The sequence below is a fragment of the Enterobacter sp. BRE11 genome (assembly GCF_031844285.1).
Taxonomy (GTDB): Bacteria; Pseudomonadota; Gammaproteobacteria; order Enterobacterales; family Enterobacteriaceae; genus Pantoea.
In genome coordinates this window covers 297,158-310,426 of the sequence record NZ_JAUZUX010000001.1, presented here as the reverse complement: position 1 = coordinate 310,426, position 13,269 = coordinate 297,158, and the positions used below count along the sequence as shown (strand labels likewise).

Sequence of the window (13,269 nt, the reverse complement as noted above, 5' to 3'; positions counted from 1 at the left end):
CGTGCTATGGTACATACATTCACAAATGTATGTAAACTTGCCAGTTTGTAAAAAAAGCTCCCTATGGCACGAAAAACCAAAGCCCAAGCACTTGAAACACGTCATCAAATTCTGGATGCAGCCCTTGCGTTATTTTCCGGCCAGGGTGTTTCTGCCACCTCGCTTGCGGATATAGCCGCAGCGGCTGGCGTAACGCGGGGCGCTATTTACTGGCACTTTAAAAATAAAGCCGATGTTTTACACGAAATCTGGCTGCGCACCGACGCTGGGCTTGATGATGTGGAACTTGAGTATCAGACAAAATATCCTGGCGATCCACTTTCTGTATTGCGCGCGATGCTGATCTATATCTTTGAAGCGACAGCAAAGGATCCACAGCGTCGTGCGCTGATGGAGATCATCTTCCATAAGTGCGAGTTCGTCGGCGAAATGGCCGCGCTGCAAATCATGCAGCAAAGCCTGCTGTCAGAGTGCTATGACAAAATAGAAGAAGTTTTGAAAGAGTGCATTGAGGCCGGGCAATTACCCGTTACGCTCAATACCCGCCAGGCGGCACTGCTGATGCGGGGGTACGTCAACGGCATGATGGAGAGCTGGCTGTTTACGCCCGAGAGCTTTGACCTGGCCGCGAGCGCGCCGCAAATCGTCGAAGTCTTTATCGATATGCTGCGTCTGAGCCCGACGCTAACCGCGTCGCATCAGGCCTGACGCTCCGCGTCGCGCTTTTTCTCGAAGTCGCGCTGCACGATTGCCAGCGCCGCCAGCACGGTGTCAGCTGGCAAGCGGTTCTCCTCCAGCAGCTGAATCAAATCCACCGCCAGTTTTATCTCGTCAGGCGCGTTTTCCAGTGACATCTCTATTCCTTATATACGCAGTTTCGCTGCAACCAGCAGCATAAGTAGGGCGCCGGCCAGCGCACAGCCGAGCGCGGCAGGCTGGAGCGTCGCCAGCGAGCCAAAGCCGAAATAGCTGGCGATATAGCCGCCGACCAGCGCGCCGATGACCGCCAGCACCAGCGTGGCGACAAGGCCGCCAGGCCGTCCGGGGAAAAAACGCCGCTTCAGCCAGCCCGCGACCGCTCCAGTGATAATCCAGGCGATAATTCCCATTTCAGGCTCCAGAACAGATGGCGCTAAGTATAGGCCTCACAAGGCCTCGCCGCGCAGCGAAAGCGCCCACCTCACCGCATCAATCGCCTGACGACAGCGCGCCATGCGACCCTCCAGTACCTCAAGCTCCTGTTTCAACTGCTGCTGCGCCGCCAGGCTCTCCGCCAGCGCCAGCCGCTGTTCGCGCTGGTCGATCATCGCCTGCAGCCGCCGTTCATACTCGCGGTATTCCGCCAGCTTTTGCTGGCGCGGCGTCGCCGCAGGGCGTTCGCGGCGCGGGCGCAGCTGCTGCGTGTCCGCTTCGCGCTGCAGGGCGGCAATCTGATTTACCAGCTTCTCCGCCAGCCAGACGCGCTCTTGCGCATTCGACGAGGCGCAGAGCAGCTGCAGATTGCGCTCAATCTCCTGCAGATAGTCCGCCAGCCGCGTGCCGCTGGCGGTAAACAGCTGGCGGTCGAAGCGCGGCGTGCGGCAGTGGCCGTCGGGATGGCGCGCGATCTGCGCTTTAAGCGCGGCCAGGCAGGCGGCCAGGCGCTGTTGTGTGGTGGCGTCCGCCATTATCTTTTCCTTATCTGTGCTAACGTAGCGCGCATGCAACGGATTCAGGCAAGGCTATGCAACGTATTTTACTGCTGACTCTCGGCTGGCTGGCTATCCTGCTCGGCGCGCTGGGCATTGTATTACCATTATTACCGACCACGCCATTTGTGCTGCTGGCAGCCTGGTGCTTCGCCCGATCGTCGCCGCGCTTTCACCACTGGCTGCTGTGGCGTTCGCCGTTTGGCCGCTATCTGCGCCACTGGCAGCGCCACCGCGCGATGCCGCCGGGCGCGAAAGGGCGCGCCATGGTGCTGACGCTGGTGACCTTTTGCCTTTCGATCTGGCTGGTGAAAATTCTGTGGGTGCGCCTTTTTCTTGGCGGAATGCTCTGCTTTTTGCTGCTGATGATGTGGCGTATTCCTGTGGTCGCCGAATCGCCCGACGATCGCGCGCCGCCGCGATAAGGTTGCATTTAGCCGGCCATTTGCTTAGATTTGGGCATCTTCGTGCGTGGCTTCCCTTTTTTTACTCTCTGCGTCTGATTCATTTCGGAATCCGACGCTATGGAAGCTGCGCGATATAAAGTTTTTACCAGGCGTAACATTATGACCGCAACTGCGCAGCAGCTTGAATTCATTAAAGAGAGCATTAAAAGCATTCCGGATTACCCGAAACCCGGGATCCTCTTCCGCGACGTCACCAGCCTGCTGGAAGATCCGCAAGCCTACGCCGCGACCATCGCGCTGTTCGTCGAGCGCTTTCGCGATCGTGGCATCACTAAAGTCGTCGGCACCGAAGCACGCGGTTTTCTGTTTGGCGCGCCGGTCGCGCTGGCATTAGGCGTCGGCTTCGTGCCGGTGCGCAAGCCCGGCAAACTGCCGCGCGAGACCTTCAGCGAATCCTACGAGCTGGAATATGGCACCGATGCGCTCGAGCTGCATAAAGACGCGATTAAGCCTGGCGACGTGGTGCTGGTGGTAGACGATCTGCTGGCGACCGGCGGCACCATCGAAGCCACGGTCAAGCTGATCCGCCGCGCAGGTGGCGAGGTCAAAGACGCCGCCTTCGTGATTAATCTCTTCGATCTGACCGGCGAATCGCGCCTGAAAGCGCTGGGCGTCAACTGCTACAGCCTGGTCAACTTCCCGGGTCACTAAGTGACAATGGCCTCGCCGCGCGCGAGGCCAGCAAGTGATAGGCAATGCCCGCTGTCGCTGTTAAACTACTGCAACGATATACAGGGGTTGCAGCGCGTCTGCGCTCATCTTTCCAACCACATCCAGTGATCGAATCCACATGAGCTATCAGGTACTTGCGCGAAAATGGCGTCCTCAGGCGTTTGCTGACGTTGTCGGTCAGGAACATGTCCTGACCGCGCTGGCGAATGGACTGTCACTGGGACGTCTCCACCATGCTTATCTCTTCTCCGGCACGCGCGGCGTAGGCAAAACCACCATCGCGCGCCTGCTGGCGAAAGGACTTAACTGCGAAACCGGCATCACCGCCACGCCGTGTGGCCAGTGCGACAACTGCCGCGAGATTGAACAGGGCCGCTTTGTCGATCTGATCGAGATCGACGCCGCCTCGCGCACCAAAGTGGAAGACACGCGCGATCTGCTGGACAACGTACAGTATGCGCCCGCGCGCGGCCGCTTTAAGGTCTATCTGATCGACGAAGTGCATATGCTGTCACGCCACAGCTTCAACGCGCTGCTGAAAACGCTCGAAGAGCCGCCGTCCCACGTTAAATTCCTGCTGGCCACCACCGATCCGCAAAAGCTGCCGGTGACGATCCTCTCCCGCTGCCTGCAGTTTCATCTCAAGGCGCTGGACGTCGAACTGATCCGCAAACAGCTCAGCTATGTGCTGCAGCAGGAGCAGATCGAAAACGAACCGCGCGCGCTGCAGCTGCTGGCGCGCGCCGCCGACGGCAGCATGCGCGACGCGCTCAGTCTGGCGGATCAGGCGATCGCGATGGGGCAGGGCGTCGTCAGCAGCCTCGTTGTCAGCCAGATGCTTGGCACGCTGGACGATGAGCAGCCGCTGGGCCTGATCGAGGCGCTGGTGGACGGTAGCGGCGAACAGGTGATGACGCTGCTCAACCAGGCTGCGTCGCGCGGCGTAGAGTGGGAAGCGCTGCTGGTGGAGATGCTGCGTCTGCTGCACCGTATCGCCATGGTGCAGCTGCTGCCCAGCTCAATCAGCGATGAAGAAGAGAGCCATGCGCCGCGCCTGCGTGAACTGGCGCGCGTGGTGCCGCCCGCTGACGTTCAGCTCTACTATCAGACGCTACTGATGGGGCGCAAAGATTTGCCGCTGGCGCCCGACCGCCGCATGGGCGTCGAAATGACCCTGCTGCGCGCGCTGGCGTTCCATCCGCAAACGGCGATAGCCGAACCGGCAGCGCGTCCAGCGATGACGCCGCAGGCGGAGCCGTCCGCCGCAGCCGCGCAGCCGCAGGCGCACGCCGTTGCGCCGCAGCAGCATGTCGCCGCCGCGCAGCCGCAGATGGCGCCGCCCGCGCCGCCGCAGGAACGGGTCGCGCCGCCGGTCGCCGCACCGCCGGCCGCCGCGCCTGACGGCTCATTTTCCGATACCACCAGCCAGCTCCTGCAGGCGCGCACCCAGCTGCTGCGCCAGGGGGCCAGCAAACCAAAAAAGAGTGAGCCGGCAGCGTCTCTGACGCGGCCGGCTACCTCCGCGCTGGAGCGCCTGGCCTCCGTCACCGAACGCGCGCAGGCGGCGCGTCCGCGCGAGACGGCGCCAGCGAAAAAAGAGGCGTACCGCTGGAAAGCGCAGTCGCCGGTTGAGGCGGCACCCGAACCGGTGGCGACGCCAAAAGCCTTGCGTTCGGCGCTTGAGCATGAGAAAACCCCTGAGCTGGCGGCACGGCTGATGGAAGAAGCGCAGCAGCGCGATCCCTGGGCGGCGGAAATCGCCGCGCTGCCGCTGCCGAAGCTGGTGCAGCAGCTGGCGCTGAACGCCTGGAAAGAGCGTACCGAGCAGGGCGTCTGCCTGCATTTGCGCGCCGCGCAGCGTCATCTGAACTCCGCGTCGGCGCAGCAGGTGCTGGCTGCCGCGCTGAGCGACGCCGCCGGTCAGCCCGTTGAATTGACTATCATTGAAGATGATAATCCTGCGGTATTGACGCCACTCGAGTGGCGACAGGCCATTTATGAAGAGAAGCTGGCGCAGGCGCGCCAGTCTATCATTAGTGATACCCACATCCAGACGCTGCGCCGGTTCTTCGACGCCGATCTGGATGAAGAGAGTATCCGACCCGTTTGACCACGCTGCCGCTGTCTTATGGATAGCGATGCGGCCTTAGCTGAGAGAGAAAACTATGTTTGGTAAAGGCGGACTGGGCAACCTGATGAAGCAGGCCCAGCAGATGCAAGACAAAATGGCCAAAGTCCAGGAAGAGATCGCCGCGCTGGAAGTGACTGGCGAATCGGGCGCAGGCCTGGTGAAAGTCACCATTAACGGCGCGCACAACTGCCGCCGCGTGGAGATCGATCCCAGCCTGCTGGAAGATGACAAAGATATGCTGGAAGATCTGGTCGCCGCCGCATTCAACGATGCCGCTCGCCGCATCGACGAAACGCAGAAAGAGAAAATGGCCTCTGTTTCCTCGGGCATGCAGCTGCCGCCCGGCTTTAAGATGCCATTCTGATGCAAACCAGTCCACTGCTTGAATCTCTGATGGAGGCGCTGCGCTGCCTGCCCGGCGTTGGGCCGAAGTCGGCGCAGCGCATGGCTTTTCAGCTGCTGCAGCGCGATCGCAGCGGTGGCATGCGGCTGGCGCAGGCGCTGACGCGCGCCATGTCCGAAATCGGCCATTGCGCCGATTGCCGTACCTTCACCGAGCAGGAGATTTGCACCATCTGCGCCAATCCGCGGCGTCAGCAGAATGGTCTCATCTGCGTGGTGGAGAGCCCGGCGGATATTCACGCCATCGAGCAGACCGGCCAGTTCGCCGGGCGCTACTTTGTGCTGATGGGGCATCTCTCCCCGCTGGACGGCATCGGCCCGCAGGATATCGGGCTGGATCGGCTTGAGCAGCGGCTGGAAAAAGAGCCCCTGAAAGAGGTGATCCTCGCCACCAACCCGACGGTTGAGGGCGAAGCCACCGCCAACTATATCGCCGAGCTCTGCGGCCAGTACGGCGTCGACGCGAGCCGCATCGCTCACGGCGTGCCGGTGGGCGGCGAGCTGGAAATGGTCGACGGCACCACGCTCTCCCACTCGCTGGCGGGACGCCATAAGATTACTTTTTGAACGCTTGCCGACGTCGTTAACGACGTCGGCTTGAAATCTTTCGCACCATCCCCACATCAACCTCAACGTTCGTTCAACCTGATTCCGTTGAGGTAACAATGACCATGAAAGGACAAGAGACGCGTGGCTTTCAGTCAGAGGTAAAACAGCTTCTGCACCTGATGATCCATTCCCTCTATTCAAACAAAGAGATTTTCCTGCGCGAGCTGATTTCCAACGCCTCGGACGCCGCCGACAAGCTGCGCTTCCGCGCGCTGTCGGACGCCAGCCTCTATGAAGGCGACGGCGAGCTGCGCGTGCGTCTCTCTGTGGATAAGGACAAACGCACCCTGACGCTGTCGGACAACGGTATCGGCATGCGTCGCGACGAGGTGATTGAGAACCTGGGCACCATCGCCAAATCCGGCACCAAATCTTTCCTTGAATCGCTGGGCTCAGACCAGGCGAAAGACAGCCAGCTAATCGGCCAGTTCGGCGTCGGCTTCTACTCGGCGTTCATCGTGGCGGACAAAGTGTCGGTGCGCACCCGCGCGGCCGGCGCGGCGGCTGATGAGGGCGTGTTCTGGGAATCGGCGGGCGAAGGCGAATATACCCTGGCCGATATCACCAAAGCCGATCGCGGCACCGAGATTACGCTGCATCTGCGCGAAGGCGAAGATGAGTTCCTCGACGCCTGGCGCGTGCGCAGCATTATCGGCAAATATTCCGATCACATCGCGCTGCCGGTCGAGATTGAAAGCAAAGACGAAGAGAGCGGCACCACCACCTGGGAGAAGATCAACAAAGCCCAGGCGCTGTGGACGCGCAACAAGTCTGACATCAGCGACGAAGAGTACAACGAGTTCTATAAGCATATCGCGCACGACTTCAGCGATCCCGCCATCTGGAGCCACAACCGCGTTGAGGGCAAGCAGGAGTACACCAGCCTGCTCTACATCCCGTCGCGCGCGCCGTTCGATATGTGGAACCGCGATCACAAGCACGGGCTGAAGCTCTATGTGCAGCGCGTCTTTATTATGGATGACGCCGAGCAGTTTATGCCGAACTACCTGCGCTTCGTGCGTGGCCTGATTGACTCCAGCGATCTGCCGCTGAACGTGTCGCGCGAGATCCTGCAGGACAGCCGCGTCACCCAGACCCTGCGCGGCGCGCTGACCAAGCGCACGCTGCAGATGCTGGAGAAGCTGGCCAAAGATGACGCCGAGAAGTACCAGACATTCTGGAAAGAGTTCGGTCTGGTGCTGAAAGAGGGCCCGGCGGAAGACAGCGCCAATCAGGAAGCGATCGCGAAGCTGCTGCGCTTCGCCTCAACGCACAACGACAGCGCCGAGCAGAATGTGTCGCTGGAAGCGTACGTCGGCCGCATGGTGGAAGGCCAGGATAAGATCTACTACATCACCGCCGACAGCTACGCCGCCGCGAAGAGCAGCCCGCATCTGGAACTGTTCCGCAAAAAAGGCATTGAGGTGCTGCTGCTCTCCGATCGCATCGACGAGTGGATGATGAGCTACCTTACCGAGTTCGACGGCAAGGCGTTCCAGTCGGTCAGCAAGGCGGACGAGTCGCTGAGCAAGCTGGCGGATGAAGAGAGCGAAGAACAGAAAGAGGCGGAGAAGGCGCTGGAGCCGTTTGTGGATCGCGTGAAAACGCTGCTGGGCGACCGCGTCAAAGAGGTGCGTCTGACGCATCGCCTGACCGATACGCCTGCTATCGTGACCACCGACGCCAACGAAATGAGCACCCAGATGGCGAAGCTGTTCGCCGCGGCGGGTCAGGCAGTGCCGGAAGTGAAGTATATCTTCGAGATCAACCCGGACCACCAGCTGGTGAAACGCGTGGCGGATACCCAGGACGACGCGCGCTTCGGCGAATGGGTCGAGCTGCTGCTGGATCAGGCGCTGCTGGCTGAACGCGGCACGCTGGACGATCCCAACCAGTTTATCCGCCGAATGAATCAGCTGCTGACGGCTTAAGCAATCGCCCGCGTCTGGTTATTCCAGACGGCGCGTTTGCTAAAACGCAGGTAGCGCTGACCGAAGAGCAAAGCGTCCCGCGACAAGGATGTCGCGGGCCGAGCGGCAGGGATGCGAATAGCGACTTTGCGATCGGTCAGCGCTATCTGCGTAAGCTCGCAGCTACAGACATGAAGGCCGGTGCGTATGCATCGGCCTTTTTTTACAGCGGTGCGGTCGCGGGTGCCTGTATGATCTTACTGCTGCGCCGCCTCGCGCAGCCAGTCGCGAAACAGCGTGATCTCTCCGTCGTTGCGCCGCGACGCCTTGGTCATCATCCAGGTCGCGCGATCGACGCGCACAAAGCCGAGCGGAGCAATAAGCGAGCCCTCTTCGAGCTCTTTGCGCACCAGCAGTCGCGGCGACACCATCACGCCCAGTCCATTTTTCGCCGCCTGAATGCCGAGCGTCAAATTGTCAAAATGCTTGCCCGACCAGAAATTGCCCCGTACCTCGGCGTTTTTCGACCACTCCGCCCAGGCGTGCAGGCGCGTATCGATGTGCAGAAGGGGAAGTGCAACGAGATCCTGCGCGCAGCGAAAGCGTGGGGCGAACAGCGGCGCGCAGAGCGGCCCAAGATAGTCGTCGCCGATCAGCGTCGCGTCGATATCCCCGTCGGGCGGCTGCTCATCGCTGAGGATCAGCACGTCGATATGCTCGCTGCGCAGCTGGCTTAGCGCCATCTGCCCCTGAAAGTGGATCTCGATGTCGGGATAGCGCTGATAAAAGGTGCTAATGCGCGGGATCAGCCACTGCGACAAAAAGCTCGGCGCGCAGGATAGGCTGAGATGATGGCGCATACCGGTGCGAATACTGGCGCAGGTGGTGGAGAGTTCGCTAAAGGCTTTTTGACAGCTGAGCAGCAGACGCTCGCCGTGCGAGGTTAACGTCACGCGTCCATGGGTGCGCACGAAAAGCGGCTTGCCCATCCAGCTCTCCAGCTGGCGAATCTGATGGCTTACGGCGCTGTGCGTGACGTGCAGGTGCTCGGCCGCTACGCTAAAGCTACTGTGCAGCGCCGCCTGATGAAAATGGTGCAGCGCCCTTAGCGGAGGTAGCCGGGTCATACTCATCCCTTGTGTAAAAACCTAACAGGGATTGTCAGTTTATATCATTTTAAAGTCCAGCCGCATTCCGCTAACCTGGCCCACTGATTATAGCGGGTTGACTGCCAGGCAAAGCTATGCGTGGTCTGCTGTTGCCGCCATCACCCACCGATAAAAGAGAACCACGACGCGATGGCATTTCATTCCTGGGCCGATCGACCTTCCGAGGCGCGAGACCGGTTACGCACGCTGCTGTCACGGCATTACCGGCTGGAGCAGTACGATCTGTTTTTCGCCCCTTCGCTGCATGTGGCGCGCATCCTGCTTTCCCAGCTGTTTCTGCGCCAGGAGCAGGCGCGCAATCAGACGCGCTACGCTACCCACTATCCCATGACGGAGCTGAACGTCTTGCCCGCCGTGCCGCTGATGGCCGGAAATATCAATTTCGTCGCCCACGTCGCGCTGCCGCAGGGCCGCGTGCGGCCGCTGCAAGCGGCCATGCAGCAGGGCGTGGTCGACGCCAGCGAAAGCTTTGCCAGCGTGCTGCATGAAGAGCTGCTCGCGCACGCCAGCCTCTTCGTGTCGCGTCTCGACCGCCATGCGGATCTGCCGGGCGGTCCGGTGCTGGTGGCGCTGCGCACCGCCGACTTCAGCACGCTGGTGCGCAGCGAGCTGCGCCTGTTCGAGCAGGGGCTGCCGCTGGCCGCGCCGGTGCTGGCCGCGCTGGGCCGTCTGCGCGAGCAGGGCTGGCGGCCTTACAATCAGGCCTGCGTCGAGGCGATCGGGCTGACTGCGCCGCAGCCTCTCGCCTCCAGCCATACGCCAGGCATGCCGTTCGCCAGCTTTGCGCTGCCGCCGAGGCTGCTGGCTGCGCTAAGCCATGCCAGCGATCTGGAGCTGTGGCCACAGCAGGGCTATCTGCTGGTGCGCGCCAGCCAGCGCGGCGGCGCGCATAAGCAAACCAACCTGACGCCGCATATCCTCAGACGCGTTCAGGCGCTGCTCAATCCCGGCGGCGAATCTGAAAAAAGCGAGTAGCCGCGCCTGCCTGCCGCCGTTTATGGAGAAACGGGCTGCTGTCGCCCGCAAGGAAGCCGCGCCTTTCTTGTGGTGAGCGGGTCATAATGGTATGGTCTTCGCCTTCTAGATTGATCAATGCGATTCGCAAGGGGATTTACGCAATGCGTATTATTCTGCTCGGTGCTCCGGGCGCAGGTAAGGGCACTCAGGCTCAGTTCATCATGGAGAAATATGGCATTCCGCAAATCTCCACGGGCGACATGTTGCGTGCGGCGGTTAAGGCCGGCACCGAGCTCGGCAACCAGGCGAAAGCCATCATGGACGCCGGTAAACTGGTCACTGACGAGCTGGTTATCGCGCTGGTAAAAGAGCGTATCGCGCAGGAAGACTGCAAAAACGGTTTTCTGCTGGACGGTTTCCCACGCACCATCCCGCAGGCGGACGCGATGAAAGAAGCGGGCATCAAAATTGACTGCGTGCTGGAGTTCGCCGTGCCGGACGAGCTGATTGTCGATCGCATCGTCGGCCGCCGCGTGCATGCGCCGTCGGGCCGTGTTTATCACGTCAAATACAATCCGCCGAAGGTAGAGGGTCAGGACGACGTTACCGGCGAAGAGCTGACCACGCGTAAAGACGATCAGGAAGAGACCGTGCGCAAGCGCCTGGTGGAATACCATCAGCTGACCGCGCCGCTGATCGCCTACTACAGCAAAGAAGCGGAGGCGGGCAACACCGCTTACCACAAAATTGACGGCACCCAGCCGGTCGCTGAGGTCAGCAAGCAGCTGGCGCGCATTCTCGACTAACGCCGTTGGGGCTGGCCGTGCCGGCCCCTTTTGCAGTAATTGCTTTTCCCTCTCCCGCTTTCCGCTACAATTCCTCCTGTTTTCACGCATCTCCGCTATCAAGGAATAACAATGAGGCAAGACAAGCCCGGCGTGTTACTGGTTAATCTCGGTACGCCAGACGCCCCCACAACTGCCGCTGTAAAGCGTTATCTGAAACAGTTTCTCAGCGATCCCCGCGTCGTCGATACGCCGCGCTGGCTCTGGTGGCCAATCCTCAATGGCGTCATTCTGCCGTTTCGCTCGCCGCGCGTGTCGAAGCTCTACGCCTCCGTCTGGATGGAGGGCGGCTCGCCGCTGATGGTCTATAGCAAGCAGCAGCGCGAGGCACTGGCGGCGCGCGTCGATATGCCGGTCGAGCTGGGCATGAGCTATGGCAACCCCAGCCTGCAGAGCGCGGTAGACAGCCTGATGGCGCAGGGCGTCACGCGCCTGATCGTGCTGCCGCTCTACCCGCAGTTCTCCTGCTCTACGGTGGCGGCGGTCTGGGATGGCCTCTACAGCGCCTTCAAAACCGCGCGCACCCTGCCGGATATCCACTTTATTCGCGACTATGCCGAACATCCGGCCTATATCGCCGCGCTGAAAGCGTCGGTAGAGCGCTCTTTTGCGGCCCACGGGCAGCCAGATCTGCTGGTGCTCTCCTATCACGGCATCCCGCAGCGCTTCGCCAGAGAGGGCGACGACTACCCGCTGCGCTGCGCTGATACCACGGCGCTGCTGCAGCAGGCGCTGGGCCTGCGCGACGATCAGATTATGATGACCTTTCAGTCGCGCTTTGGCCGCGAACCCTGGCTGCAGCCCTACACTGACGAAACCATGCAGGGTCTGGCGAAGAAGGGCATTAAACATGTGCAGGTGATGAGCCCGGGCTTCGCCTCTGACTGTCTGGAGACGCTGGAGGAGATCAACGAGCAGAACCGCGAGTTCTTCCTGCACGGCGGCGGCGAAAAGTTCGAATATATCCCGGCGCTGAACGCCGACGCGGCCCACATCGAGATGATGGTGCAGCTGGTCAACGCGCGTCGTTAAAGCCGCGGCGGAGAATGTGCTATCATCCTCCGCCTGTTTTTCTGACGGCGCCCATCATGAAATTTCCCGGCAAACGCAAATCCAAACACTATTTTCCCGTTAGCGCTCGCGATCCCTTGCTGCACGTCGCCTCACAGGAGGTGGAAGAGGGCAGCTGGGTCGTGGGAATCGATCAGACGCTGGTGGATATCGAGGCCAAAGTCGATGACGCCTTTCTGGTTCGCTACGGCCTGAGCGCCGGGCACTCTCTGGTCATCGCCGACGACGTTGCTGAAACGCTCTATCACGAGCTGCAGCGCGATAACCTGATTAGCCACCAGTTCGCCGGCGGCACCATCGGCAATACGCTGCACAACTACTCGGTGCTGGCCGATGACCGGTCAGTGCTGCTCGGCGTGATGTGCAGCAATATTCAGATCGGCGGTTACGCCTATCGCTACCTCTGCAACACCTCCAGCCGGGTCGATCTCAACTATCTGCAGGGCGTCGACGGCGCCATTGGCCGCTGCTTTACCCTGATCGGCGAGCAGGGCGAACGTACCTTCGCCATCAGTCCCGGGCAGATGAACCAGCTGCGCGCCGAAAGCATCTCCGAAGCGGTCATCGCTGGCGCGTCGGCGCTGGTGCTCACCTCTTACCTGGTGCGCTGCGGCGAGGGCGAACCGATGCCGCAGGCCACCCTGCAGGCGATTGAGTACGCGAAGCGCCACAACGTGCCGGTGGTGCTGACGCTGGGCACGAAGTATGTTATCGGCGACAACCCGCAGTTCTGGCGGGACTTCATGCGCGACCACGTCACTATCGTGGCGATGAACGAAGAGGAAGCGCTGGCGCTGACCGGGGAATCGGATCCGCTGCGCGCGGCCGATATGGCGCTGGAGTGGGTCGACCTGGTGCTCTGCACCGCCGGTCCGACCGGCCTTTATATGGCGGGCTACACCGAAGAAGCGTTCAAGCGAAAAACCAATCATCCGCTGCTGCCCGGCGCGATCGCGGAATTTAACCAGTATGAGTTCAGCCGCGCTATGCGTCGGCAGGCGTGCGAGCAGCCGCTGCGCATCTTCTCTCATATCGCCCCCTATATGGGCGGACCCGAGAAGATCATGAACACCAACGGCGCGGGCGACGGCGCGCTGGCGGCGCTGCTGCACGACATTACGGCGAACAACTACCATCGGCAGAAAGTGCCGAATTCCAGCAAGCACGCGCGCGAATACCTGACCTATTCGTCGCTGGCGCAGGTGTGTAAATACGCTAACCGCGTCAGCTACCAGGTGCTTAACCAGCATTCGCCGCGCCTGACGCGCGGCCTGCCGGAGCGTGAAGACAGCCTTGAAGAGTCCTACTGGGATCGTTAAGTCTTGAGGAAAGAGGGCAGGCGCCTGCC

15 protein-coding genes and 1 other annotated feature are annotated in these 13,269 nt (G+C 61.1%); of the genes, 11 read left to right on the top strand and 4 right to left on the bottom strand.

Annotated elements, in window-relative coordinates; all coding sequences use genetic code 11:
- The first annotated feature begins 63 nt into the window (after positions 1-63).
- On the top strand, positions 64-708 hold the full coding sequence (gene acrR, locus Q9R34_RS01510; RefSeq protein WP_485892123.1) for a multidrug efflux transporter transcriptional repressor AcrR: 645 nt from the start codon (positions 64-66) through the stop codon (positions 706-708).
- Here acrR and rsmS read toward each other — a convergent pair.
- From rsmS to priC, 3 genes are read right to left on the bottom strand one after another with little or no spacing between them, the layout of a single operon-like run.
- Complete coding sequence (rsmS, locus tag Q9R34_RS01505; RefSeq protein ID WP_084883987.1) at positions 699-854, bottom strand: pleiotropic regulatory protein RsmS; 156 nt, start codon at positions 852-854, stop codon at positions 699-701. The genes acrR and rsmS overlap by 10 nt on opposite strands.
- A 9-nt stretch (positions 855-863) precedes the next feature.
- Positions 864-1,109: a GlsB/YeaQ/YmgE family stress response membrane protein gene (locus Q9R34_RS01500; RefSeq protein WP_434123977.1), complete on the bottom strand. Its 246-nt coding sequence runs from the start codon at positions 1,107-1,109 to the stop codon at positions 864-866.
- Between the two features lie 36 nt (positions 1,110-1,145).
- Positions 1,146-1,667, bottom strand: a complete 522-nt coding sequence (priC, locus tag Q9R34_RS01495) for a primosomal replication protein PriC (RefSeq protein ID WP_485892121.1) — start codon at positions 1,665-1,667, stop codon at positions 1,146-1,148.
- A gap of 56 nt (positions 1,668-1,723) precedes the next feature.
- On the opposite strand from priC, the gene Q9R34_RS01490 reads away from it, so the two are divergent.
- The 6 genes from Q9R34_RS01490 (at position 1,724) to htpG (ending at position 7,900) form a co-directional block, all read left to right on the top strand.
- Positions 1,724-2,113, top strand: coding sequence for a DUF454 family protein (locus Q9R34_RS01490; protein ID WP_434123974.1), 390 nt, complete (start codon positions 1,724-1,726; stop codon positions 2,111-2,113).
- Between the two features lie 141 nt (positions 2,114-2,254).
- Positions 2,255-2,806: an adenine phosphoribosyltransferase gene (apt, locus tag Q9R34_RS01485; RefSeq protein ID WP_434123973.1), complete on the top strand. Its 552-nt coding sequence runs from the start codon at positions 2,255-2,257 to the stop codon at positions 2,804-2,806.
- Positions 2,807-2,945: 139 nt separating this feature from the next.
- Positions 2,946-4,937: a DNA polymerase III subunit gamma/tau gene (gene dnaX, locus Q9R34_RS01480; RefSeq protein ID WP_485892119.1), complete on the top strand. Its 1,992-nt coding sequence runs from the start codon at positions 2,946-2,948 to the stop codon at positions 4,935-4,937.
- Positions 4,285-4,346: a sequence feature (DnaX frameshifting element), on the top strand. It overlaps the preceding gene by 62 nt.
- A 55-nt stretch (positions 4,938-4,992) precedes the next feature.
- Entirely contained in the window at positions 4,993-5,322 is a 330-nt protein-coding gene (locus tag Q9R34_RS01475) for a YbaB/EbfC family nucleoid-associated protein (protein WP_033752664.1), read from the top strand.
- Entirely contained in the window at positions 5,322-5,927 is a 606-nt protein-coding gene (gene recR / locus Q9R34_RS01470) for a recombination mediator RecR (RefSeq protein WP_434123970.1), read from the top strand. The genes Q9R34_RS01475 and recR overlap by 1 nt, the downstream gene beginning before the upstream one ends.
- A 104-nt stretch (positions 5,928-6,031) precedes the next feature.
- A complete protein-coding gene (htpG, locus tag Q9R34_RS01465; protein WP_434123969.1) occupies positions 6,032-7,900 on the top strand; it encodes a molecular chaperone HtpG in 1,869 nt (622 codons plus the stop codon).
- Between the two features lie 236 nt (positions 7,901-8,136).
- Here htpG and Q9R34_RS01460 read toward each other — a convergent pair whose 3' ends face one another.
- Positions 8,137-9,006: a LysR substrate-binding domain-containing protein gene (locus Q9R34_RS01460; protein ID WP_485892116.1), complete on the bottom strand. Its 870-nt coding sequence runs from the start codon at positions 9,004-9,006 to the stop codon at positions 8,137-8,139.
- 171 nt (positions 9,007-9,177) lie between these two features.
- On the opposite strand from Q9R34_RS01460, the gene Q9R34_RS01455 reads away from it, so the two are divergent.
- The 4 genes from Q9R34_RS01455 to Q9R34_RS01440 all read left to right on the top strand — a co-directional run bounded on the left by Q9R34_RS01455 (position 9,178) and on the right by Q9R34_RS01440 (position 13,240).
- Entirely contained in the window at positions 9,178-10,023 is an 846-nt protein-coding gene (locus Q9R34_RS01455) for a DUF6024 family protein (RefSeq protein ID WP_485892114.1), read from the top strand.
- A 143-nt stretch (positions 10,024-10,166) separates the two neighbouring features.
- Positions 10,167-10,811 carry an adenylate kinase gene (adk, locus tag Q9R34_RS01450; RefSeq protein WP_434123965.1) on the top strand — a complete coding sequence of 215 codons (645 nt, stop codon included), beginning with the start codon at positions 10,167-10,169 and terminating at the stop codon, positions 10,809-10,811.
- Positions 10,812-10,922: 111 nt separating this feature from the next.
- Positions 10,923-11,882, top strand: coding sequence for a ferrochelatase (hemH, locus tag Q9R34_RS01445; protein ID WP_434123964.1), 960 nt, complete (start codon positions 10,923-10,925; stop codon positions 11,880-11,882).
- A gap of 56 nt (positions 11,883-11,938) precedes the next feature.
- The gene (locus Q9R34_RS01440) at positions 11,939-13,240 is read left to right on the top strand and encodes an inosine/guanosine kinase (protein ID WP_485892112.1); all 1,302 of its coding nucleotides are present in this window, start codon (positions 11,939-11,941) and stop codon (positions 13,238-13,240) included.
- Positions 13,241-13,269 lie beyond the last annotated feature (29 nt).